At 61.7% G+C, this 23,488-nt stretch carries 14 protein-coding genes and 1 pseudogene; 9 read left to right on the forward strand and 6 right to left on the reverse strand.

The genetic code is table 11. The annotated features are described in order from the left end of the window. Nucleotides 1-140: 140 nt before the first annotated feature. A complete protein-coding gene (locus ACIGHL_RS22230; protein ID WP_128121983.1) occupies nt 141-608 on the reverse strand; it encodes an Lrp/AsnC family transcriptional regulator in 468 nt (155 codons plus the stop codon). 239 nt (nt 609-847) lie between these two features. Here ACIGHL_RS22230 and ACIGHL_RS22235 point away from each other — a divergent pair, with 239 nt between their 5' ends. From ACIGHL_RS22235 to ACIGHL_RS22270, 8 genes and pseudogenes are all read left to right on the forward strand, one after another. After that, on the forward strand, nt 848-4,333 hold the full coding sequence (locus tag ACIGHL_RS22235; protein ID WP_128121982.1) for an indolepyruvate ferredoxin oxidoreductase family protein: 3,486 nt from the start codon (nt 848-850) through the stop codon (nt 4,331-4,333). Between the two features lie 242 nt (nt 4,334-4,575). Further along, entirely contained in the window at nt 4,576-5,667 is a 1,092-nt protein-coding gene (locus tag ACIGHL_RS22240) for a Glu/Leu/Phe/Val dehydrogenase dimerization domain-containing protein (RefSeq protein ID WP_128121981.1), read from the forward strand. A gap of 105 nt (nt 5,668-5,772) precedes the next feature. Then, nucleotides 5,773-7,182: a sodium-dependent transporter gene (locus ACIGHL_RS22245; protein WP_128121980.1), complete on the forward strand. Its 1,410-nt coding sequence runs from the start codon at nt 5,773-5,775 to the stop codon at nt 7,180-7,182. A gap of 331 nt (nt 7,183-7,513) precedes the next feature. After that, on the forward strand, nt 7,514-8,194 hold the full coding sequence (gene maiA, locus ACIGHL_RS22250; RefSeq protein WP_128121979.1) for a maleylacetoacetate isomerase: 681 nt from the start codon (nt 7,514-7,516) through the stop codon (nt 8,192-8,194). A 74-nt stretch (nt 8,195-8,268) separates the two neighbouring features. Continuing rightward, complete coding sequence (locus ACIGHL_RS22255) at nt 8,269-9,735, forward strand: sodium-dependent transporter (RefSeq protein WP_128121978.1); 1,467 nt, start codon at nt 8,269-8,271, stop codon at nt 9,733-9,735. Nucleotides 9,736-9,981: 246 nt separating this feature from the next. After that, nucleotides 9,982-11,013, forward strand: a pseudogene (locus ACIGHL_RS22260) (cache domain-containing protein); the annotation flags it as partial. A gap of 93 nt (nt 11,014-11,106) precedes the next feature. After that, complete coding sequence (locus ACIGHL_RS22265) at nt 11,107-11,871, forward strand: methyl-accepting chemotaxis protein (protein WP_499135198.1); 765 nt, start codon at nt 11,107-11,109, stop codon at nt 11,869-11,871. A gap of 546 nt (nt 11,872-12,417) precedes the next feature. Beyond that, on the forward strand, nt 12,418-13,101 hold the full coding sequence (locus tag ACIGHL_RS22270) for a type 1 glutamine amidotransferase domain-containing protein (RefSeq protein ID WP_128121976.1): 684 nt from the start codon (nt 12,418-12,420) through the stop codon (nt 13,099-13,101). A gap of 7 nt (nt 13,102-13,108) precedes the next feature. Here ACIGHL_RS22270 and rimA read toward each other — a convergent pair whose 3' ends face one another. The 4 genes from rimA to phhA all read right to left on the reverse strand — a co-directional run bounded on the left by rimA (nt 13,109) and on the right by phhA (nt 16,805). Beyond that, nucleotides 13,109-13,933 (reverse strand): S6 modification regulatory phosphodiesterase RimA, encoded by an 825-nt coding sequence (gene rimA, locus ACIGHL_RS22275; RefSeq protein WP_128121975.1) that lies wholly within the window; start codon nt 13,931-13,933, stop codon nt 13,109-13,111. 273 nt (nt 13,934-14,206) lie between these two features. Beyond that, nucleotides 14,207-15,403, reverse strand: a complete 1,197-nt coding sequence (locus tag ACIGHL_RS22280) for an amino acid aminotransferase (RefSeq protein ID WP_128121974.1) — start codon at nt 15,401-15,403, stop codon at nt 14,207-14,209. Continuing rightward, nucleotides 15,400-15,756, reverse strand: a complete 357-nt coding sequence (locus ACIGHL_RS22285) for a 4a-hydroxytetrahydrobiopterin dehydratase (protein WP_045430164.1) — start codon at nt 15,754-15,756, stop codon at nt 15,400-15,402. Before ACIGHL_RS22285 ends, ACIGHL_RS22280 begins: the two co-directional genes overlap by 4 nt. Before the next feature lie 263 nt (nt 15,757-16,019). Next, nucleotides 16,020-16,805, reverse strand: a complete 786-nt coding sequence (phhA, locus tag ACIGHL_RS22290) for a phenylalanine 4-monooxygenase (protein WP_128121973.1) — start codon at nt 16,803-16,805, stop codon at nt 16,020-16,022. Nucleotides 16,806-17,071: 266 nt separating this feature from the next. On the opposite strand from phhA, the gene ACIGHL_RS22295 reads away from it, so the two are divergent. Beyond that, nucleotides 17,072-18,628, forward strand: a complete 1,557-nt coding sequence (locus tag ACIGHL_RS22295; RefSeq protein WP_128121972.1) for a sigma-54-dependent transcriptional regulator — start codon at nt 17,072-17,074, stop codon at nt 18,626-18,628. A gap of 686 nt (nt 18,629-19,314) precedes the next feature. Here ACIGHL_RS22295 and ACIGHL_RS22300 read toward each other — a convergent pair. Then, a complete protein-coding gene (locus ACIGHL_RS22300; protein WP_128121971.1) occupies nt 19,315-23,484 on the reverse strand; it encodes a CheR family methyltransferase in 4,170 nt (1,389 codons plus the stop codon). Nucleotides 23,485-23,488 lie beyond the last annotated feature (4 nt).

Here is a 23,488-nt window from a genome sequence, read left to right on the forward strand (position 1 = left end):
GCCTAAGGGTGGATACGGCTTCCTGACCTTCCCCCGATGATCAGTCGGGAACTATCACCCCAACATAGCGTGGTAGTCGAGATACAAGGGTGGATAACGGCTCTGCCTTATCCGCTATGGTCATTACGCCCCCGCAGGCTTCAATCCAGCGGCAACTCCGTGGTCCGTTTCACCTCGCTCATCGCGATGTGTGAATGCGCTTCCTGTACATGGGGCCGCTGCAACAGTTGATCACGCAGGAAGCGTTCGTAGCTGTCGATGTCCTTGGCCACTACCTTGAGCAGGTAATCCGACTCGCCGGCCATGGTGTGGCACTCCAGCACTTCGGGATAACCCACTACCGCGCGCTCGAATTCGTCGAGGTTGCTGCGGCCATGGGCGGAGAGCTTGATGTTGACGAACACCGTCATGTTCAACCCGAGCTTCTTCGGGTTGAGCAGGGCGACCTTGCGTTCGATCAGCCCTTCTTCCTGCATGCGATGGATGCGGCGCCAGCACGGCGATTGCGACAGCTCGACCTTTTCGGCGATCTCGGCCGCGGACAAGTCGGCGTTGTGTTGCAGCAGCAGCAGAATCTTGCGATCGATGCTGCTCAGCGGAGTCTGCATGGTTGTGCTCTTTTTGTTGTTGTTGGTGGATGGATCATGCACGGGATCGCACTTACACCGCAAAAGTAGAAAGAAAATCTCTCTTCGTCACGGCCAGACTTTTATCCAACGCGCAACGGTGGGGTGATCCTCTGCCGCTCGCTGGCGTGGGACAGCTTTCCGTGCGGCTCCCCACGACCTGTTAGGCGGGATGTGAAAGACACGTCCCAGACTCCGATAAAAACAAACAGGAGCGCCACATGTCATTGGCCGAGATCCGCCTGGATGACAAGTACCGGCTCGCAACCGGACATCTGTACCTCACCGGCACCCAGGCGCTGACCCGCCTGCCCATGCTGCAGCATCAGCGCGACCAGGCTCAGAACCTGAATACCGGTTGCTTTATCTCCGGCTACCGCGGCTCGCCGCTTGGCATGCTGGACAAGAGCCTCTGGGAAGCGCGCGATTTCCTCAAGCAGAACGCCATCCACTTCCAGCCGGGCCTCAACGAGGAACTGGCCGCGACGGCGGTCTGGGGCAGTCAGCAAACCAACCTGTTTCCCGGTGCCAAGTACGACGGCGTGTTCGCCATGTGGTACGGCAAGGGGCCAGGCGTCGACCGTTCCGGTGACGTTTTCAAGCACGGTAACGCGGCAGGCGTTTCGCCCCATGGCGGTGTGTTGCTGTTGGCCGGTGATGACCACGGCTGCAAGTCCTCAACGCTGCCGCACCAGAGCGAACACGCGTTCATTGCCGCTTCGATCCCTGTGCTGAACCCGGCGAACGTTCAGGAAATTCTCGATTACGGCATCATCGGCTGGGAGCTGTCGCGCTATTCCGGCTGCTGGGTAGCGCTCAAGACCATCGCCGAGAACGTCGATTCATCCGCCGTGGTGGAGGTCGACCCGCTGCGGGTGAAGACGCGTATCCCGGATGATTTCGAACTGCCCGAAGACGGCGTGCACATCCGCTGGCCGGACCCGCCACTGGCGCAGGAAAAACGCCTAAACCTGTACAAGATCTACGCGGCGCGGGCCTTTGCCCGGGCCAACAACCTGAATCAGGTGATGCTTGATTCGCCGAACCCGCGCTTGGGCATCATCACCACCGGCAAGAGCTACCTCGACGTGCGCCAGGCACTGGACGACCTCGGTCTGGACGAAGCGCTGTGCGCCTCGGTCGGCCTGCGAGTGCTCAAAGTCGGCATGAGCTGGCCGCTGGAGCCGGTCTCGGTGCACGAGTTCGCCCAGGGTCTCGACGAGATTCTGGTGGTCGAGGAAAAGCGCAGCATTCTCGAAGACCAGCTCACCGGGCAGCTCTACAACTGGCCGCTGAGCAAGCGCCCGCGCGTGGTTGGCGAGTTCGACGAGCAGGGCAATTCGCTGCTGCCGAACCTCTCCGAACTGACGCCCGCGATGATCGCGCGGGTGATCGCCAAGCGCCTCGCGCCGATCTACACCAGCGACAGCATCCAGGCGCGTCTGGCGTTTCTGTCGGCGAAGGAAAAGGCACTGGCCGCACGCAGCTACGACACCGTGCGCACGCCGCATTACTGCTCCGGCTGCCCGCACAACAGTTCCACCAAAGTACCCGAAGGCAGCCGCGCCTCGGCCGGCATCGGTTGCCATTACATGGTGCAGTGGATGGACCGCCGCACCGAGACCTTCACCCAGATGGGCGGGGAGGGCGTCAACTGGATCGGCCAGGCGCCGTTCACCGAAACGCCGCACATGTTCCAGAACCTTGGCGACGGCACCTACTTCCACTCTGGCAGCCTGGCCGTGCGCGCCGCGGTGGCCGCCGGGGTGAACATCACCTTCAAGATTCTCTACAACGATGCGGTGGCCATGACCGGTGGCCAGCCCATCGACGGTGAACTGCGGGTCGATCAGCTGAGCCGGCAGATCGCCGATGAAGGCGTGAAACGTATCGCACTGGTCAGTGACGAGCCGGACAAGTACCCGACCCGCGAGACCTTTGCGCAGATCACCAGCTTCCATCACCGTCGCGATCTGGACGCCGTACAGCGAGAGCTGCGCGAGTTCAAGGGCGTCTCGGTGATCATCTATGACCAGACCTGCGCCACCGAGAAGCGCCGTCGGCGCAAGCGCGGCAAGCTGGAAGACCCGGCCAAGCGCGCCTTCATCAACCCGGCCGTGTGCGAGGGCTGCGGCGACTGCGGCGAGAAGTCCAACTGCCTGGCAGTGATGCCGCTGGAAACCGAGCTGGGGCGCAAGCGCGAGATCGATCAGAACGCCTGCAACAAGGACTTTTCCTGCGTCGAAGGCTTCTGCCCGAGCTTTGTCACGGTGCACGGTGGCGGGCTGCGCAAACCTGAGGCCATGGCCGGCGGCATCGAGGGCGACCAGCTGCCCGAACCGCAGCATCCGACGCTGGATCGGCCCTGGAACGTGCTGATCCCCGGTGTTGGCGGCAGCGGCGTCACGACGCTTGGCGCGCTGTTGGGCATGGCTGCGCATCTGGAAGGCAAGGGCTGCACGGTGCTCGACCAGGCCGGGCTGGCGCAGAAGTTCGGCCCGGTGGTGACGCACATCCGTATCGCCGCCAAGCAGGACGACATCTACGCCGTGCGCATCGCCGCTGGTGAAACGGACCTGCTGCTGGGTTGCGATCTGGTGGTGGCTGCCGGCGAGGATTCGCTGACCCGCCTCAACGATCAGATCAGCCATGCGGTGATCAATAGCCATGAGTCGGCGACTGCCGAATTCACCCGCAACCCCGATGCTCAGGTGCCGGGCAAGGCCATGCGCGAAGCGCTGATGGATGCGGTGGGCGCCGAAAAGACCCATTTCATCGACGCGACCTACCTGGCCACTCGACTGCTGGGCGATAGCATCGCCACCAACCTGTTCCTGCTGGGCTTTGCCTATCAGCAAGGCTTGTTGCCGCTGTCCGCCGAAGCCATCGAAAAGGCCATCAGCATCAACGGCGTCGCCGCAGAGCTGAACCAGCAGGCGTTCCGCTGGGGCCGTCGTGCGGCACTGGAGCGCGAGGCGGTCGAGAAGCTGGCGCGTCCGGTGGAAATGGCGGAGCCAAGCCTGGCCGGGCCAATCTGCCAAACCCTGGAAGAGATCGTCGACTGGCGCGTGAACTTCCTTACCAAGTACCAGAGCGCGGCCTATGCCAAGCGCTATCGCTCGTTGGTCGAGCGTGTGCGGGCGGTGGATACCGCTGATGACCTGGCGCTTTCGAAAGCCGTGGCGCGCTACTACTTCAAGCTTCTTGCCTACAAAGACGAGTACGAAGTGGCGCGGCTGTACAGCGAACCGGAGTTCCGCCAGCAGCTCGAGGCGCAGTTCGAAGGGGACTACAAGCTGCAGTTCCACCTGGCACCGGCCTGGCTGGCCAAGCGCGACAGCACCACTGGCGAGCCGCGCAAGCGTGAACTCGGACCTTGGGTGCTGAACGCCTTCAACGTGCTGGCCAAACTGAAGTTCCTGCGCGGCACGCCGTTGGACGTGTTCGGCTACGGCCATGACCGCCGTGTCGAACGCGAACTGATCACCGAGTACGAGCGCAACCTTGATCAGCTGCTGGCTCAACTGAAGCCGAGCAACTACCGCACGGCCGTAGCCATTGCTGCACTTCCGGAACTGATCCGCGGCTACGGCCCGGTGAAGGAGCGCTCCATCGCCAAAGCCCGGCAACAGGAGAAGTTGCTCAAGGAGCAACTGAACCGCGGCGACGAGGTGCAGACCGTGCGGCTGTTCGAGCCGGCGGCCTGACCGCCATGGCGCTGGGCGCTCGTCGAGTGGGCCCGATGTGTTCGGTGGGCTAAAGCCCACCCTACAGAACTAGCGGAGTACAGGCTTTTGGTGGGCTGAAGCCCACCCTACGGCCAGGCCGCGACGACGAGCTGCAGCTTTGTAGGGTGGGCTTTAGCCCACCGTTTCCCAATACGCCGCACAGAACATTGAAGGAGCCTGCACAGCAGGGCTCTCGACAGAACAACAAAGAGGAATCCGCAATGTCCGTTTTCACCCATCCCGATTTCGATCATCACGAACAGGTCGTGTTTTGCCACGACAAGTCATCGGGCCTGCGCGCGATCATCGCCATCCACAACACCACGCTCGGCCCTGCGCTGGGCGGCTGCAGGATGTTCCCCTACGCCAGTGACGACGATGCCGTGCGCGACGTGCTGCGCCTGTCTCGTGGCATGACGCTGAAGTCTTCCCTGGCCGGGCTCAAGCTCGGCGGCGGCAAGGCCGTCATTATCGGCGACCCGCATACCGGCAAGAGCCAGGCGCTGCTGCACGCCATGGGCGATTTCGTCGACAGCCTCGGTGGTCGCTACATCACCGCGGCCGATTCCGGCACTGGCGAGCCGGAAATGCAGGCCTTCGCCCAGCGTACCCGCCACGTCATCGGTGCGACGCCGCGCACCACGCTCGACGGCAGCATCGCCAGTGGCGATCCCTCACCGTCCACCGCGCTGGGTGTGTTCGTCGGCCTGCGCGAGGCGGTGCGTCAGCGTCTGGGTCGTGACGATCTGACCGGTCTCAAGGTCGCGATTCAGGGTGTTGGCCATGTCGGTCTGGGGCTGGCCCGGCACTTGAAACAGGCCGGTGCCGAGCTGTGGGTCTGTGACATCTTCGATGCCAACGTACGTCAGGCCATGGAGGAGCTGGGTGCCAACGCGGTGCGCCCGCACGACATCTACGGGCTGGACGTCGATGTGTTCGCCCCTTGCGCCATGGGCGGCATCCTCAACGCCGAAACGCTGCAGACCCTGCGTGCGCCGGTGATCGCCGGTGCCGCCAATAACCAGCTGGCGAGCCCGGAGATCGGCGCCGAGCTGCAGCGTCGCAACCACCTCTACGCGCCGGATTACGCGATCAATGCCGGCGGCATCATTGACGTGTACTACCAGCGCGTCGGTGGCAGCGCGGCGCAAAGCGATGCGCACATCAGAGGCATCGCAGAAACCCTTCGCGAAATCTTCGAGCGCGCTGCCAGCAGTGGCGAGTCCACTTCGATCGTCGCCGATCGTTTGGCGCAGGAGCGGCTTGGCGGCGTGCACGCAGTGCCACAGCAGCCGCAGCGCCTGCAGGCGTAACGAGCATGAGGGCGGCCCAGTGCCGCCTGTTTTGTTTTCGGCAGCCCGAGCCGTTCTGCCGAGCGTGTGCAAATCCCTGACAAAAACAACAAGCAGGAATCCGCAATGACTGACAAAAGCAGCATTGCCGCCGGTACTCTCGGTGGCGCCTCCGTTCGTACTCAGCAAAGCGCCGCGCGTGGCCTCTGGTCCTCGCGCTGGGTGTTCTTTCTGGCCGCTACCGGTTCCGCGGTCGGTCTCGGCAATATTTGGAAATTTCCTTACATCACCGGCGAGAACGGTGGCGGCGCCTTTGTGCTGGTCTATCTCGGCTGCATCCTGCTGATCGGCATTCCCTTGCTGATGGCCGAAGTGATGATCGGCCGCCGCGGTCGGCAGAACCCCGATGGCGCGGTGGCTCGCCTGGCCCGAGAGGCCGGTGCCAACACCAAATGGCGCATTGCGGGTTGGCTCGGCGGCCTGACCGGCTTTCTCATTCTCAGCTTCTACCTGGTGGTGGCTGGTTGGGCGCTGTCCTATATCCCGACCACGCTCAGCGGGACTTTCAGTGGCGTAGGTGGTGATGCCAGCGGAGAGGTATTCAACGGCTTGCTGGCCAGCCCGATGCGGTTGATCGTCTGCGGCACGCTGGTGCTGGCGGCGACCATGCTCATCGTCGGTTTCGGTGTGCGCGGCGGGCTGGAGCGCTCGCTGCGGTTCCTGATGCCGGGTCTGTTCGTGTTGCTGCTGGGGCTGGTCGGTTATGCCGCAGTCACGGGCGAGTTCCTGCAGGCGCTGGAGTTTCTCTTCGTGCCGGACTTCTCGGCATTGACCGCCACCAGCGTGCTGATTGCCCTGGGGCATGCCTTCTTCACGCTCAGCCTCGGTGCGGGCGCAATGATGGTTTATGGCTCCTACCTGCCAGAAGGCACCTCGATCGCCAAGACCTCGGTACTGGTGGCGCTGGCTGACACCGTCGTCGCGCTGCTGGCCGGTATGGCGATCTTTCCGCTGGTGTTCGGCAACGGTCTGGAGCCGGGCGCCGGGCCGGGGCTGATCTTCGTTACCCTGCCCATCGCTTTCGGCCAGATGCCGCTGGGCCAAGTGGTTGGCGGGCTGTTCTTCGTCATGCTGGTAATCGCTGCGCTGACCTCGGCGATATCCCTGAGCGAACCGAGCATTGCCTGGATGACCGAGCGCTTCGGCCTGAGCCGCCTTAAAGCCGTGCTGGTCAGTGGCGGTCTGCTCTGGGTGCTGAGCCTGGGCAGCGTCTTCTCCTTCAACCTCTGGGCCGACTACCAACTGTTCGGCAAGACCTTTTTCGACAGCCTCGACTACCTCACCACCAACTGGCTGATGCCATTGGGCGGGCTGATGACGGTGCTGTTCACCGGTTGGGTGATGAAGGAGCAAACGGTGCGCGACGCCATCGGTATTCGACACGGCGGCTTGTTCCGCGCTTGGTGGTTGCTGCTGCGCTTCGGTACGCCACTGGCGATCGTGCTGGTGTTCCTCAACTTGAGCGGGCTGATCTAGGGGGAGCGCAGTCGGCGTCGCGTTACGCACAATAGGGGTGTTTAAGAGGGGTGGTGCGACCAGCTGTCGCACCGCGCCGTCAGGTTTTCGTTACGCGCTCACCGACGCAACCTTGCACTGCGGCGCTCGCGACGGGCCGTAAAGAAAACCTTCCAGCTCAAGTCAGTTGAAGCAGCGAGCCGTGCTACCGGCGGGCTTGTGCACCCCGTCGGAGTGGTTTGTTATGGGGGCGGCCAAGCCAATCCTGCGGTCTTGCGGTCATTGATCGCCAGGGCTGCGGGGACGGTCAAAGGATATTGCCCGCCACAGAGAAACACGTACTGGGAGCGTTATGAGCAGTGAAACAACCACAACGGCCGGTTCGTCGCCCACGCTGAAACTCTACGGTTACTGGCGATCCAGCGCCGCCTACCGGGTACGCATCGCGTTGAATCTCAAAGGCCTCGCGTTCGAGAACTTGCCCGTGCATCTGGTCAAGGACGGCGGCCAGCAGCGTTCGGCCGACTACAAGGCGCTCAATCCGCAGGGGCTGGTGCCTTTGCTGGTGGACGGCGACGAGCGCATCAGCCAATCGCTGGCGATTCTCGAATACCTGGAGGAGGTCTTTCCGCTTCCGGCTTTGCTGCCGGACGATCCGGCCGACCGCGCGCGGGTGCGCTCATTGGCGCTGCATATCGCCTGCGACCTGCATCCACTGAACAACCTGCGCGTATTGCAGTACCTCAGCGGCCCGCTGGGCATCGAGGACGAGGCGAAGCAGCAGTGGATCCAGCACTGGATTCACACCGGCCTCGCTAGCGTCGAAGAGGGCTTGGCCGCGTTCGACGGCAAGCTGTCACTCGGCAGGCGGCCTGGCTATCTGGAGGCATGCCTGATTCCGCAGGTATACAATGCGCGCCGTTTTGCCTGTGACCTCAGTGCGTACCCGCGCATTTTGCAGATGACCGAGCAGTGCGAATCCCTCGAAGCCTTTGCCAAAGCAGCTCCGGAGGTGCAGCCCGACGCTCAGTAGTCCGCCTTGCACTCCGTCGCGTCATGAGCGCGGCGGGTTCGATTCCGTCACAGATAACAACAAACAGGTGACGCATGACCCGTGAAAAACCCAAGAACCTCTGGCTCTCCCGCTGGGGCTTCATTCTTGCCGCGACCGGCTCTGCAGTCGGCTTGGGCAACATCTGGAAATTTCCCTACATCACCGGTGAGTACGGCGGCGGCGCCTTCGTACTGATGTACCTGGCGTGCATTTTCGCCATCGGTGTGCCTGTGATGATGACCGAGATCGCCATTGGTCGCCGCGGCCGCGGCAGCCCCATCGATGCGGTCGGCCGTACGGCGCAGGAAAACGGCAGCAGCCCGCTTTGGAAAGGCATCGGCCTCATGTCCATGGCGGCCGGCTTTCTAATCCTTTGCTTCTATGTAGTGGTGGCCGGCTGGGCCTTTGCCTATACCCTGAAGATGCTCGATGGCTCACTTGCCGCCAGTTCCGTAGACGGGCTGGCTCAGGTGTTCGAGGCGCACAACGCCAACCCCTGGCAGCTGGGCGGCTGGAGCGTGCTGGTTACTTTGTTGACCTTATGGATCGTGGCCAAAGGCGTTCAGGCAGGCATCGAGCGCGCAGTGAGCTGGATGATGCCGGGCCTGGCGGTGATGCTGTTGATTCTGGTCGGCTATGCGTTCACCAGTGGCGGCTTCGATCAGGGCTTCGCTTTCCTGTTCAGCTTCGATACCTCCAAGCTCACCGGTGAGGCGCTGCTGACGGCTCTGGGTCACGCGTTCTTTACGCTCAGTCTGGCAGCCGGGGCCATCATGACCTATGGCTCCTACCTGCCCGATGGGCAGTCCATTGCCCGCACTACCTTTGTGGTGGCCATCGCCGATACCTGCGTTGCGTTGCTGGCGGGGCTGGCGATTTTTCCGATCATTTTCGCCAACGGGATGGACCCGAGCGCCGGGCCGGGACTCATCTTCATGAGCCTTCCGCTGGCCTTCCAGCAGATGCCATTCGGCACCGCCTTCGGCGTCCTGTTCTTTGCCATGGTCTCGCTCGCTGCGATGACTTCGGCCATTTCGATGATCGAAGCCACGGTGGCCTACCTCAATGAGAAACATGGCATCAGCCGCCTCAAGGCTGCCATGGCCGCAGGCGCTGTGCTGCTGGTGATCAGCATGCTGGCGATGCTGTCGTTCAACCTGATGGCTGGCTGGACGCCCATGGGTAAAAACTTCTTCGACTGGCTCGACTACCTCACCTCGCGTTGGATGATGCCGCTGGGCGGGATCTTCACCGTAATCTTCGCTGGTTATGCGCTGCGCAGCGAAATCATGCGCGACGAGCTGGACCTGCCGCCGCTGGGCTATGCGCTGTGGCTGTTCATGGTCCGTTATGTCTGCCCGGTGCTGATCACTATGGTGTTCCTGCACGCCCTCGGCTGGCTAGGCTTCGACCCACTGGTGCGCTGGTACTGGATTGCCGGAGCCATCGGTGCGCTGACTATCCTCGGCGAAGGGTTGCGACCTCGCGTTCTGCCGGCGCTGACTGGGCGCAAAGCCTGATCATCAGCACAGATTCGATCTAGGCGACTAAGCGGCACTTCCGGCAACGGAAGTGCCGTTTTTGTAAGTGGATTGCAGGCGAGTCGGCGAATGGCCTGTTGACCAATACCCGCGCTGGTACTGGCTTTGCGACAGACGGTGGTCTAAAGGTCTTTTAGGCGGTGCCGATAGTTTGATCAGCGCAAGGACGCTTAAACAGAAAACGGATCTTCGTATTGACCTAGATCAGTGTCCGGATCCGCGCCCATGCCCAGCCGTCTCAAGTTCAGCCACAAGATACTGCTCGCCGCGTCACTCGTTGTGATCGCGACTTTCGCCCTGTTCACGCTGTTCAACGATTATCTGCAGCGCAACGCGATTCGCGACAACCTCGAAAGCTACCTGAATGAGATGGGCGATGTGACCGCCCATAACATCCAAAACTGGCTGTCCGGTCGGATCCTGCTGGTGGAAAGCGCTGCGCAGTCCATCGCCAACGACAGCTCCGATCAGGGCGTGGTGGCTCTGCTCGAACAGAAGGCGCTCGTCTCGACCTTCGGCTTCACCTATCTGGGCGAGCAGAACGGCCGCTTCACCATGCGTCCGGAAGACGAAATGCCCGCCGGGTACGATCCGCGCACCCGCCCCTGGTACAAGGACGCGGTGGCTGCTGGCGGAACGACCCTTACCGAACCCTATGTCGACGCGGCTACGGGTGAGCTGATCATCACGATTGCCACCCCTGCACGCGAGGGTAGTCGGACTGTTGGCGTGGTGGGCGGTGACCTGGGCTTGCAGGCGCTGGTGGACATCATCAACGCGCTGAACTTCGATGGCATGGGCTATGCCTTTCTGGTCAGCGGCGACGGCAAGGTGCTGGTCCACCCGGACAAAAGCAAAGTGATGAAAACACTGGCTGAGCTGTATCCGCAGAACACCCCGTCCCTGACTAAAGGGCTGAGCGAAGCGGAGCTGGACGGCCAGGCGCGCATTCTCAGTTTCAGCCCGGTTCCCGGCCTGCCTTCGGTGACCTGGTATGTCGGCATTTCCGTGGAGAAGGAAAAGGCTTACGCGGCGTTGTCGAGTTTCCGTACCTCGGCGCTCGTTGCCACTGTCATCGCTGTGGTGTTCATCATGGTCCTGCTGGGCATGCTGATCCGCGTGTTGATGCGGCCACTAACCGACATGGGCCGCGCGATGAGCAATATTGCCGAAGGCGAGGGCGACCTGACCCGCCGCCTGACAGTGCAATCGCAGGACGAATTCGGCACGCTGGCGCTGGCCTTCAACCGGTTCGTCGAGCGTATTCACGGCTCGATTCGCGACGTGGCCTCGGCTACCGAGCAGGTCAACGAAGTGGCGCAACGTGTACTGGCCGCCTCCAATTCGTCGATGCTCAATTCCGACGAGCAAGCCAGCCGCACCAACAGCGTCGCAGCGGCGATCAATGAACTCGGCGCCGCCGCGCAGGAGATCGCCCGCAATGCGGCCGACGCTTCGCAGCAGGCCAGCGGTGCCAGCCATCAGGCCGAAGACGGTCGCAAGGTGGTCGAGCAGAACATCGAGGCCATGAAGCGGTTGTCGAGCAACATCAGCGCGTCCTGCCAACAGATCGAGGCGTTGAACACCCAGACGGTTGGCATCGGTCAGATTCTCGACGTGATCAAGGGCATTTCCGAGCAGACCAACCTGCTGGCGCTCAACGCAGCCATCGAGGCGGCGCGTGCCGGTGAAGCCGGACGCGGCTTTGCGGTGGTGGCTGATGAGGTGCGCAGCCTGGCGCATCGCACCCAGACCTCGGCGCAGGAAATCCACGGCATGATCGAGAAGCTGCAGGTCGGGGCGCGTGATTCGGTCAGCACCATGACCGAGAGTCAGCGTCAGAGCGAATCGAGCGTCGGCATCGCCAACCAGGCCGGTGAGCGCCTGGGCAGCGTGACCCTCGCCATCGGCGAGATCGATGCGATGAACCAGTCCGTCGCGACCGCCACCGAAGAACAGACCTCAGTGATCGAGTCGCTGAACATGGACATCACGGAGATCAACACGCTGAACCAGGAGGGGGTCGAGAACCTGCAATCCACCCTTCGGGCCTGCGGAGATCTTGAGCAGCAGGCTGCGCGGCTGAAGCAGCTGGTGGGGAGCTTCAGGATCTGATCTGGTTTTGGTGAGAAGGGCGCTTCGGCGCCCTTTTTTTGTGGGCAACAAAAATTGGTGGGTAAGCTTCGCGTTACCCACCCTACGGATCTTCTTTAGCCGGACATAGAAACCTTGCGTTCATGGCGTCCCGCTTTTCCTGCGCATAACTATCAAACGACGCTGAGTGCCCTTTCATGAGGCCAAGCGCAGGATCAGTAGGGTGGAAAACTGCGAAGCATTTTCCACCGATATCTGTGCGGGAGTTCTCGGTACCCTCCCGCTGTGAAACCGGTGGGTAAGCTTCGCGTTACCCACCCTACGGATCTTCTTTAGCCGGACATAGAACCTTGCGTTCATTTGCGTCCCGCTTCTCCACGACCTATCAAACGACGCCGAATGCCTCCTTTCAGGAGTCAAGTGCAGGTGGCGTGGAGGGGGTGAGCGGCATGGATGCCGAGAGAGCCGCGATGGACCAGGGATAGCCCTTGCCAATTGACCGATTTCTCACCCTCATGGTCGAGATGAACCATGGCCCGAATTCGGGCCCGGTTAAAAGGAGACCCTATGAAAGTTCTCATCGTGCTCACATCCCACGACAAGCTCGGCGACACCGGCAAACCCACCGGCTTCTGGCTCGAAGAATTCGCCGCCCCTTACTACGTCTTCAAGGATGCGGGCGCTGAAATCGTCTTCGCTTCACCCAAGGGTGGTCAACCGCCGCTGGATCCGAAAAGCGATGCGCCGGACGCCCAGACCGAGATGACCCAGCGCTTCAAGAACGATGCCGAGTCCCAAGCGCTGCTTGCCAACACTCACAAGCTGGACGAGGTATCGGCAGCGGACTTCGATACGGTCTTCTATCCCGGCGGTCACGGCCCGATGTGGGACCTGACGAGCAATGCGACGTCCATCGCTCTTATCGAATCCTTCATCAAGGCACGCAAGCCCGTAGCGGCGGTCTGCCATGCGCCTGCCGCGCTGGTACAGGTGCGCGGCGTAGACGGTGAATACCTTGTCAAAGGCAAGCGCGTCACCGGCTTTACCAATACCGAGGAGGAGGGGGTACAACTTACTGAGGTGGTGCCCTTCCTGCTGGAAGACAAGCTGAAGGAGATCGGTGGCGACTACAGCAAGGGGCCGGACTGGTCGTCCTATGTGCTGGTCGATGGCCTGCTTGTCACAGGCCAGAACCCGGCGTCCTCGGAAGAGGCCGCACGCGAGTTGCTTAAACTGTTGAAGGCCGGCTGAACCGGGCTCAGCTCGACAGTCCGCCCGGCCACGCCAGGGAATCGGCGTGGCTGCAGCTCTCGAACAGTGGTTTGCTGAACAGATAGCCCTGCATCAGGCTGATACCCAGGTCGCGCAAAGCCTTGCATTCATCCGGCGTTTCCACGCCCTCAGCGATCACCTGGATACCCAGCTCGTTGCAAATGCCCACCGTGCCGCGGACGATGGCCTGGCGCGAGCGGCTCTGATCGATGCTTCGGATCAGGTCCATGTCCAACTTGATGAGATCGGGCTGGAAGTCGGCAAGCAGGTTGAGTCCGGCGAAGCCGGCACCAAAGTCGTCAATGGCCGTTAGAAAACCGATGCGCTGGTATTCACGGAAAACCTCGGTCAGCCACTTGGCATCACTGATGCGCTCGCCTTCGACGGTCTCGAAGATGATCTGCTCAATGGGAAAATTGTGGGCGCGGGCGGCTTCCAGCGTCGAGCGGATGCACAGCTCCGGGCGGTAAATCGCGTTCGGCAGGAAATTGATCGACAGCTTACTCTGCATGTTCAGCTTGGCGGCTGTCTTGATGGCTTTGACCCGGCAGGCCTGGTCGAAGCGGAAGCGATTGTCCTCCGTCACCTGCGACAGCACGCTGGGCGCGGGTTCTCCATTTACGCCACGAATCAGGGCCTCGTGGGCGAAGATCTGCTGATGGTTGATGTCGACGATGGGTTGGTAGGCGTAGCTGAACCGAAAGCCGAGGCGCTCGCCGCTGGCGCAGCTGGGGCAGGCGCCGTGGTCGCTGGCCGAATGGCAGCTGTATTCCGATGGGGCAGGGTTACCGTCTGTGTTGCTTTGAATCATGGGCGAACTCGCTCGAAACCTGTTGCTGAAAGATAGCGGCTAATCTGGCCGAGACTGGAGTCCGTTCGTCACCAGACGGCCATTCCACAAGAATGACCAGGCGTCATAGTAGGACAGAAACTTTAAGAGTGATGGCCAAATGCTACGACATTAAGAATTAAGTCGGGTTCCACTTTCCACAGTGAGCTTCGTCGTCGTGGCGGGGCCATCCGTTTCGGCAGGAATAAAAAAGGCCGGCATGACAGCCGGCCTCCTGTGCTTCGCCGCGGCGGCTTATGCCGTGACGCGGGCGATCGCGGCCGCCAATTGATCGAGCCGTGCGGCATCCAGCCCGGCGATATTCGCCCGTCCGCTTTCCACCAAATACACCGAATCGTCACGCCGCAGGCGCAGCACCTGGTCGGCGGTGAGGCCCGTGTAGGAGAACATTCCGCGTTGCTGCGCAATGTGCGCGAAGCGCTCGGCGAGGCCGTGCGGCGCCAGCGCCTCCACCAGCCCCTGACGAAGCCCGGCGATGCGCTCGCGCTTGGCTGCAACCTCTTGCTGCCAGAGCTGGCGCAATTCGCTGTTGGCCAGAATGGTCGCCACCACGGCCGCGCCGTGCGACGGCGGAGTCGACCAGAGATTGCGCGCCACCGAGGCAAACTGGCTGCGTACGTCGATCAGGGAACTGCCGTCTACCGTGACCGCAATCAGCGCGCCGGTCCGTTCGCGATAGAGGCCGAAGTTCTTCGAGCAGGAACTGGTGATCAGCACTTCCGGCAGCGCTTCGACGAACAGTCGTACCGCCCAGGCGTCCTCGTCCAGCCCATCGCCGAAGCCCTGGTAGGCGAAGTCGAACAATGGCAACAGCTCGCGGCGACGCACGATCTCCAGCACCTGGCGCCAGTCGCTCTGACTCAGGTCATAGCCCGTGGGGTTGTGGCAGCAAGCATGCAGCAGCACCACGTCGCCGCTGGGAATCTGCTCCAGCGCGGCGAGCATACCCGGCACGTCGAGGCGGTTTTGCGCATCGACATAGGGGTAATGCTCGACCTTCAAGCGGGCAGCGGCGAACAGGGTTTCGTGGATCGGCCAGGTCGGGTCGCTGAGCCAGAGGCTGCGCCCCGGTAGGCACTTGGCGATGAACTCGCCCACCAGCCGCAGGGCGCCGGTGCCGCCCGGTGTCTGGGTGCAGCCGGCGCGGTTTTCGACCAGCGCTGGCGAAGCTTCGCCGAGCACCAGACGCAACAGCTGTTCGCCGAACAGCGGATCACCATGCCCGCCGATGTAGCTTTTGGTCTGCTCACTGTCGATCAGCCGCTGCTCGGCCAGCTTCACCGCCTTGGGGATCGGCGTCAGGCCCAGGGCGTCCTTGTACACGCCAACGCCCAAGTCGAGCTTGGCCGGATTGGGATCGGCGCGATAGGCGTCCAGCAGGCCGAGAATCGGGTCGCCAGGAACCCGCGCGACATCAGCGAAGTGTTTCACTTGCGCCCCTCTGCGGTTTTCGCGACCTCGTCGGTACGCGCGGCCATGATGAAGTCGTTGCGGTGCAGGCCCTTGATCGAGTGGCTCCACCAGGTCACGGTGACCTTGCCCCATTCGGTGAGCAGGCCCGGGTGATGACCTTCGGCTTCGGCGATCTCGCCAACGGCATTGGTGAAAGCCAGCGCATGGCGGAAGTTCTTGAACAGGAAAACCTTCTCCAGCTCCATGTGGCCGTCACGGGTCTCGATGTTCCAGTCCGGAATCTGCTTGATCAGCTCGGCCAGTTCGTCATCGGAGACCTTGGGTGCGTCGGCGCGGCAGGCTTCGCAGTGGGCTTGGGTGAGGGCGGTCATGGTTGGGTCCTTGTGTGATCGGTTGGTTGAGTGGATCGGTGGGCTAAAGCCCACCCTACGTGAAGGGGTTTCAGTTAAGCAGCGTAGGGTGGACAGCGCCGCAGGCTTGTCCACGCATCGGGTTCGGTCCGCCGCGTTGCCGAGCAACGTAGGGTGGATGACGCCAGAGGCTCATCCACCAAACGGCCGAAACAACCCGCGCCGCCGGGAGACGTCGTTGGGGGCGAAACCAACGCGTGGAAAATGCTTCGCAGTTTTCCACCCTACGCCGCTTTCGGCGGAAACTTTGGCTGGTGCAGGCCCAGCTGCATGGCGGTGCGTACGTGCGCCATGATGTCTTCATGGGCCACATCGAACAGTCGTTTGAGCTCGGGCAGAACGAAGTACACCGGCTGCAGGATGTCGATGCGATAAGGGGTGCGCATCGCTTCGACAACATCAAAAGCCTGATGCTCGGGTTCGTCGGAAAGGCTGTAAAGCGTCTCCTTCGGCGAGGAGAGGATGCCGCCACCATAGATGCGTTGGCCCGCCGAGGTATCCGTCAGGCCGAACTCAATGGTCATCCAGTACAGCCGCGCCAGATAGACGCGCTCTTCCTTGGTCGCCTTGAGGCCAAGCTGGCCGTAGGTGTGGGTGAACTCGGCAAACCAGGGGTTGGTCAGCAACGGGCAGTGACCGAAGATCTCGTGGAAGATGTCGGGTTCCTGAAGGTAGTCCAGCTCTTCCGGTGTGCGGATAAAGGTGGCTACCGGAAAGCGTTTACTCGCCAGCAGCTCGAAAAAGGTCTGGAACGGAATCAGCGCTGGAACCCGCGCCACCTGCCAGCCGGTGGTCGCATCCAGCACGCGGTTGACTTCGCCCAGCTGGGGGATGCGGTCGTGGGGCAGGGCAAGCTGTTCGATGCCGTCCAGGTATTCCTGGCAAGCGCGGCCGTCGAGCAGTTTCAGCTGGCGTTCGATCAGCGTTTGCCAAACCGCATGTTCACTGTCCGGGTAGTGGATGTGACCTTGCGCATCCGGTTCGCGGGCAACGTATTTAGTGGCTTTCATCTGACCTCCTGAGCGGGGCGGCCGCCTGAGTCTTGTTTTTATGGATGCCTCATCTGATCGCGTTCAGCCTTCTCTGGCGACCCGGAAGATGCCGCCCTGCGACATTCTGCCTCTGATGTGCGTAACGAAATAATTACGAAGTGGCGCGCTTGCACGAAAATCGGCTTGCTCGGCTTCCCTTCTGTCAAATAATCTTGACGAAAATCAACGGCGATCCGCAGAAAACCCGGCGCCGCTCATAACAACAAGCCAAAAGGCACCCTTGCATGCGTATCAAGATTCACTGCCAGAACCGCATTGGCATCCTCCGTGACATGCTCGAACTGCTGGTCGCCTACGGCATCAACGTGGCGCGTGGCGAAGTGGGTGGCGAGCACGGTAACGCCGTTTACCTGCATTGCCCCAACCTGATGAACCTGCAGCTACAGGCGCTGCGACCGAAGATCGAGGCGCTGCAAGGCGTGTTCGAGGTCCGCAAGGTCGGGCTGATGCCCAGCGAGCGGCATTCGCTGGAGCTCAATGCGCTGCTCGGCGCGCTGGAATTTCCGGTGCTGTCCATCGATATGGCGGGCGCCATCGTCGCGGCCAACCGTTCCGCGGCGCAGTTGCTCGGGGTTCGCGTGGATGAGGTGCCGGGCATGAGCCTGTCGCGCTACGCCGATGATTTCGACCTGCCGGAGTTGGTGCGCGCCAATAAGGCGCGGATCAATGGTCTGCGCGTGACCATCAAGGGCGACATCTTTCTTGCAGACATCGCGCCCTTGCAGTCCGAGCACGATGACAGCGAAGCCCTGGCCGGCGCGGTGCTGACGCTGCATCGCGCCGACCGGGTGGGCGAGCGTATCTACAACGTGCGCAAGCAGGAGCTGCGCGGCTTCGACAGCATCTTCCAGAGTTCGAAAGTGATGGCCGCCGTGGTCCGCGAGGCGCGACGGATGGCCCCGCTGGATGCACCGCTGCTGATCGAAGGCGAGACCGGTACTGGCAAGGAATTGCTCGCGCGCGCCTGTCACCTATCCAGCCCGCGCGGGCAATCCCCGTTCATGGCCCTCAACTGCGCGGGCCTGCCGGAATCCATGGCCGAGACGGAGCTGTTCGGCTACGGCCCCGGCGCTTTCGAAGGCGCTCGGCCGGAAGGCAAGCTCGGCCTGCTCGAGCTGACCTCCGGCGGCACGCTGTTTCTCGATGGCGTCGGAGAGATGAGTACACGGCTGCAAGCCAAACTTGTGCGATTTCTGCAGGATGGCTGTTTTCGTCGGGTCGGCAGCGACGAGGAGGTCTACCTGGATGTGCGGGTAATCTGCGCGACGCAGCTGGATCTGTCCGAACTCTGCGCCAAGGGCGAATTTCGCCAGGATCTGTATCACCGCCTCAACGTGCTGTCGCTGCATATTCCGCCGCTGCGTGAATGCCTGGACGGGCTGGAGCCGCTGGCGCTGCACTTTCTCGACCAGGCCAGCCGGCAGATCGGTTGCGCCTTGCCGAGCCTCTCGCCGACAGCCCTTGAACGTTTGGCCGGCTATCACTGGCCGGGCAACGTCAGGCAGCTGGAAAACACGCTGTTCCAGGCGGTTTCGCTGTGCGAGGGCGGAGTGATCAAGCCTGAGCACATCAGGCTGCCCGATTACGGGACGCCGGCACCTCTGGGCGATTTTTCGCTGGAGGGCGATCTGGGCAATATCGTCGGACGCTTCGAAAAAGCGGTGTTGCAGGAGCTGTATCAGCGCCATCCCAGCAGCCGGCTCTTGGGCAAGCGGCTAGGGGTTTCGCATACCACCATCGCCAACAAACTACGTGAACACGGGATCGGCAAGGAGAGCTGATTATTAGCATCAATGAGGCACCCACCGACCACAACGCAGCATGCACCTGTAGGAGCCAGCTTGCTGGCGATCAGAGGTGGGCGCCGCAGAGGTGTTGCATTTGACGCAGCGGATCGCCAGCAAGCTGGCTCCTACGGAAAGCGAGATCTTGCTCGCGCGATGATTTTAATCCTGCCGTGGGTGATCACTTGTGCATCGCCAGACCGCGGTAGCACGCACCTGTAGGAGCCAGCTTGCTGGCGATCAGAGGTGGGCGCCGCAGGGGTGTTGCGTTTGACGCACGGGTCGCCAGCAAGCTGGCTCCTACGAAAAGCGAGATCGTGTTCGTGTGATGGATTTGCATCCTGCCGCAGGTGATTGCTTGTCCATCGCTACGGCTCCCTGCGACCGAGGTAGCACCCACCTGTAGGAGCCAGCTTGCTGGCGATCAGAGGTGGGCGCCGCAGAGGTGTTGCGTTTGACGCACGGTTCGCCAGCAAGCTGGCTCCTACGAAAAGCGAGATCTTGCCCGCGATGATTTTAATCCTGCCGTGGGTGATCACTTGTGCATCGCCACGGCTCCCGGCGACCGCGGTAGCCCGCACCTGTAGGAGCCAGCTTGCTGGCGATCAGAGGTGGGCGCCGCAGAGGTGTTGCGTTTGACGCACGGATCGCCAGCAAGCTGAGCAAGCAGATGCGCGTTTGGCCTATTGCACGGCCTGGTTCACGGCATCGATCAGTGCTTGCAGGTCGATCGGCTTTCGCAAGTGCAGGTTAAAGCCGGCGGCCTTGGCTGTTTCCACGTCGCGCAGCGTGCCATAGCCAGTCAGGGCGATGCTTGGCGTGTTGCTGTTAACGCCTTTGGCGCGAATCGAGGCCATCATCTTGTGGCCGTCGATCCCCGGCATACCAATATCGGAAACGATTACGTCGAAAGCCGACTGCTCAGCCAGCGCGATACCCTGCGCGCCGCCGTTAGCCGTGGTTACGATGGCGCCTTCGCTTTCCAGCAATTCGCACATGGTTTCGAGAATCTCGGGCGAGTCGTCCACCAGCAGGATCTTGATGCCGGATAGCCCACCCGCTTCCCCGTTGGCCAGGTCACCGAGTTCGATTTCGGTCTGCAGGTGAATCGGCAGCCAGATACTGAATCGCGCACCCCGGCCAAGGCCTTCGGAGAAGGCTTCAATACGACCGTTATGGGCTTCGATCAGCTGCTTGACCAAGGCGAGCCCGATGCCCAATCCGTGTTTGGAGCGCTGTGCATGCTGCATCTCAGCTTGGCCGAACATGTCGAACACCTGGGGCAGGAAGTCGGCTGATATCCCTTCTCCCGTATCGATGACGTCCAGCCGGGCCTGGTCGCCTTCGCGCTCGAGTTGAAGGCAGATACGCTCGCCGCCCTTGGTGAATTTCCAGGCGTTGTTCAACAGATTCCAAATGACCTGCTCCAGCCGCGTTGGGTCCGCACGAATGTAAATCGGCTGCTCGGGCTTGAACGTCTCGAATGTGACATTTTCGGCTTGGGCCAGCGGATCAAAAACCGCCTCGATACCGCGCAGCACTTCCTGAAACTGCAACGTAGAGAATTGCAGTTTCAACTTGCCGGTACGAATCCGCGAGACGTCCATCAGGTCGTCGATGATCCTCGACTGGCTGCGAACGGCGTTCTGGATCGACTGGGTGGCCTTGCGCAGGTTCGCGGAATTCTTGGCGGCCTGGGATCGCGCAATCAGGTCGGTGTTGAGCTGGATCAGGTTCAGCGGATGCTTGAGCTCATGCGAAAGCACGGCGAAGAACTGGTCCTTCTGCATGTTGGCGGCCTGGATGCTCGCCAGTTCACTCTGTTGCTCGGCATCGCGTTGGCGGTCCTCGGTCAGGTCGCGGGCGATCTTGGCAAAGCCCGTCACTTTGCCATCGCTGCCGACCAGCGGATTGACCAAGCCGCTGAAGTAGCACGCCGAACCATCCTTGCGCACATGCCAGCGTTCGTCGGTGGCCTGGCCATGCTGCTGCGCACGCTTGCGTTCGGCTTCCGGCACGCCGGCCTTGCGGTCGTCGTCGTTGTAGATCATTTCGACATGCTGGCCGATGGCTTCCTTCTCGGCGTAGCCGAAGATGTGTTCGGCACCGCTGTTCCAGGTCGTGATGTAGCCATCGCAATCCAGCGTGATGATGGCGTAGCCCTTGGTGCTCTGTGCCAGGATCTTCAAATGAGCTTCACCGGCCCGTAGATCTTCCTCGGCGCGGCGTCGGTCGGTGATATCGATGAAGGTCAATACGGCGCCCTGAATGCGGTCGTCCAGGGTGCGGTAGGGGAGGAACCTCGCCAGATACCAGCGATTGTCGTCTCTGGACCCGATCTCGCGCTCGACCAGATGAAGCTCCTCGAATGCTTTGGCTGCATCGGCATGCAGCTGCGGATAGTCGAGGCGATGGGTAATGTCGAGTAGCGATCGGCCCGCATCATTGCCGATGACGTTGAAGATGTCCCGGGCGCGAGGGGTGAACCACTTGATGCTCATCTTGCGGTCGACAAAGACCGTGGCGATGTCCGTTGAGGAGATCAGGTTCTGCAGGTCATCGTTGATCTTGCTGGTCTCGTCGACCTTGGTTTTGAGCTCGAAGTTGACCGTGGACAACTCTTCATTGATCGACTGCAGCTCTTCCTTGCTGGTTTCCAGCTCCTCAGTGGCCGAGCGCAATTCTTCGTTGATGGCCTGCAGCTCTTCGTTGGAAGCGCGTAGTTCCTCAGTGGAGGTCTCCGAGTGCTCCATGGTGGCCTGCAGCCTTTCCTTGGTCTGCTGCAACTCGGCTTCCAGCTGGGTCAGCACGCTGTCCTTGGTGTCCGGGTCCTCGAGGGTGCTGCTGTCCATACAGGCTTCGACTTCATCGAAGAGCACCAGCATGTAGTCGCTACCCGCTTCGTTATCCCGAAACGGACGAACCACCATGTTCACGTAGTAGCTGCGGCTGTCGCGCTCCAGCCGGACCCGCCGAGCTTCGACGCTCTTTCCGGTGTGCGCTGCCTGGTACAGGGCGGTGCGCAACTCGAGCCGCAATTGTGGGTGCACCAGTGTGGTCAGGTTCAGCGAAGGCTCGCCGCCAACATAGCGCAAGAAATTACCGGCCCGGTCGGACATGTGCACGATCTCGGCGTCGTGGTTGACGATGACGCTGGGCGGCGCGTACTGCTCAAGCGCGCGCTGATGCACATCAGCAAAGGAGAATTTCCGGCTACGCCTGGACGGTTCGCTGAATGGAGGACGGCTGGGGGCGCTCAAGGTAAAGCCCTGATAGGGCCCGGCAGAGGTGCGTCGCAGTGAGGACGATACCTCCTTGGCGCGGTAGATACGGTTCTTCTTGTCCACCGGCGTGAATAATTGGCCGCAGGCATCGGCAGTTTCCGAACTGCCGAGGAACAGGTAGCCGCCGGGGTTCAAGGCGAAATGAAACATGCGCAGCACTTCGATCTGGATGTCCCGATCCAGGTAGATCATCAGGTTGCGGCAGGAAATCAGGTCGAGCCTGGAAAACGGCGGATCGCGCAGAATGTTGTGCCGAGCGAACAGGATTCGCTCCCGTAGCGCTTTCTGCATGCGGTAGTGGTTCTGCTCCTTGGCGAAGTACTGCCGCAGCCGCGCCGGCGGCACATCGGTCACGATGGCTTCTGGGTAGATGCCAGCGCGAGCGGTTTCCAGCGCCCGGTCATCGATATCGGTGGCAAACACCTGGGACTGGATTTCACCCTTGGCACCGCTGATTTCAGCCTGGTCAGCCAGCAGCATGGCCAGTGAATAGGCTTCCTCGCCGGTGGAGCACGCCGCTGCCCAGACGCGCAAGGATCTGTCTTCCAGGTCCCGCTTCTGCTCGAACAGCGCAGGGATGATGTCGCGCTCCAGGGCCTCGAAGGCCTCGCGGTCACGGAAGAAGTTGGTCACGCCAATCAGCATGTCTGCCAGCAAGGCGGGTGTTTCTTCAGGATGGCTTTGCAGGTGCCTGGCGTAGCTGGGCATGTCGCGCAGGGCATTGACCTGCATCCTTCGTTCGATGCGACGCAGGACCGTGGCTTGCTTGTAGTGTCGAAAATCGTGGCCGGTGCGGGCACGCAGCGCAGCGAGAATCTCGCGTAGTGCCAGCTCGTTGGGTTTGGATTGGGTGTGAGCGTGAGCAAACTCGACCTCGCCCTGTGCCTCTCCGGCTTGCTCGCTATCGCCTGCCGAGACGATCGGCTCTTGTCGCTCCAGTAGCACTTCCAGGTTATGGCGCAGTTCTACGAGCTTTTGCGGCATATCCACCACCGGCAGAACGATATCGACCAAACCGGTTTCGATGGCGCTGCGCGGCATCGAGTCGTATTCGGCGTCTTCCGGGGTCTGGGCCAGCGTGACGCCCCCCTGCTCCTTGATACGCGACAGCCCGACCGAGCCATCCGAGCCCGTGCCTGATAGCACGACACCGACGGCGTGGTTGTGATGCACATCGGCGAGGGCGCGAAAGAACAGATCAATGGCGACCTGGGGGCCGCGTTCACGCTCGGGTTTCAGCAGGCGCAGATAGCCGTCGTTCATCGACAGGTCCATTGCCGGCGGAATGACATAGATATGGTTGCGCTCGATGGCGGTGGGTTCGGTTATCTGCAAAACGGGCATCTTGGTGGCGTTCTGCAGAATCTTGTCGGCATTGCTTTCATGCTTGGGTGAGAGGTGCATGACAACCGCGAACGCCATGCCGCAATCGTTCGGCATGTTTTCGAAAAAAGTGAGCAATGCCTTCAGGCCGCCTGCCGACGCACCGATCCCGACCACAGGAAATCTCAGCGTGCTTCGGGCCAGGTTACTGTTCTTGGGCGTGGACGGCTCAGGGCTGTTGCTCATCGAT

The organism is Pseudomonas sp. NPDC077451 (genome assembly GCF_044543345.1).
Classification (GTDB): Bacteria; Pseudomonadota; Gammaproteobacteria; order Pseudomonadales; family Pseudomonadaceae; genus Stutzerimonas.

What these genes read in the sequence shown, in the direction of transcription:
- ACIGHL_RS22230 (WP_128121983.1), bottom strand. Translation starts at nt 608, where the DNA reads ATGCAGACTCCGCTGAGCAGCATCGATCGCAAGATTCTGCTGCTGCTG.
- ACIGHL_RS22235 (WP_128121982.1), top strand. Translation starts at nt 848, where the DNA reads ATGTCATTGGCCGAGATCCGCCTGGATGACAAGTACCGGCTCGCAACC.
- ACIGHL_RS22240 (WP_128121981.1), top strand. Translation starts at nt 4,576, where the DNA reads ATGTCCGTTTTCACCCATCCCGATTTCGATCATCACGAACAGGTCGTG.
- ACIGHL_RS22245 (WP_128121980.1), top strand. Translation starts at nt 5,773, where the DNA reads ATGACTGACAAAAGCAGCATTGCCGCCGGTACTCTCGGTGGCGCCTCC.
- maiA (WP_128121979.1), top strand. Translation starts at nt 7,514, where the DNA reads ATGAGCAGTGAAACAACCACAACGGCCGGTTCGTCGCCCACGCTGAAA.
- ACIGHL_RS22255 (WP_128121978.1), top strand. Translation starts at nt 8,269, where the DNA reads ATGACCCGTGAAAAACCCAAGAACCTCTGGCTCTCCCGCTGGGGCTTC.
- ACIGHL_RS22265 (WP_499135198.1), top strand. Translation starts at nt 11,107, where the DNA reads ATGCTCAATTCCGACGAGCAAGCCAGCCGCACCAACAGCGTCGCAGCG.
- ACIGHL_RS22270 (WP_128121976.1), top strand. Translation starts at nt 12,418, where the DNA reads ATGAAAGTTCTCATCGTGCTCACATCCCACGACAAGCTCGGCGACACC.
- rimA (WP_128121975.1), bottom strand. Translation starts at nt 13,933, where the DNA reads ATGATTCAAAGCAACACAGACGGTAACCCTGCCCCATCGGAATACAGC.
- ACIGHL_RS22285 (WP_045430164.1), bottom strand. Translation starts at nt 15,756, where the DNA reads ATGACCGCCCTCACCCAAGCCCACTGCGAAGCCTGCCGCGCCGACGCA.
- phhA (WP_128121973.1), bottom strand. Translation starts at nt 16,805, where the DNA reads ATGAAAGCCACTAAATACGTTGCCCGCGAACCGGATGCGCAAGGTCAC.
- ACIGHL_RS22295 (WP_128121972.1), top strand. Translation starts at nt 17,072, where the DNA reads ATGCGTATCAAGATTCACTGCCAGAACCGCATTGGCATCCTCCGTGAC.
- ACIGHL_RS22300 (WP_128121971.1), bottom strand. Translation starts at nt 23,484, where the DNA reads ATGAGCAACAGCCCTGAGCCGTCCACGCCCAAGAACAGTAACCTGGCC.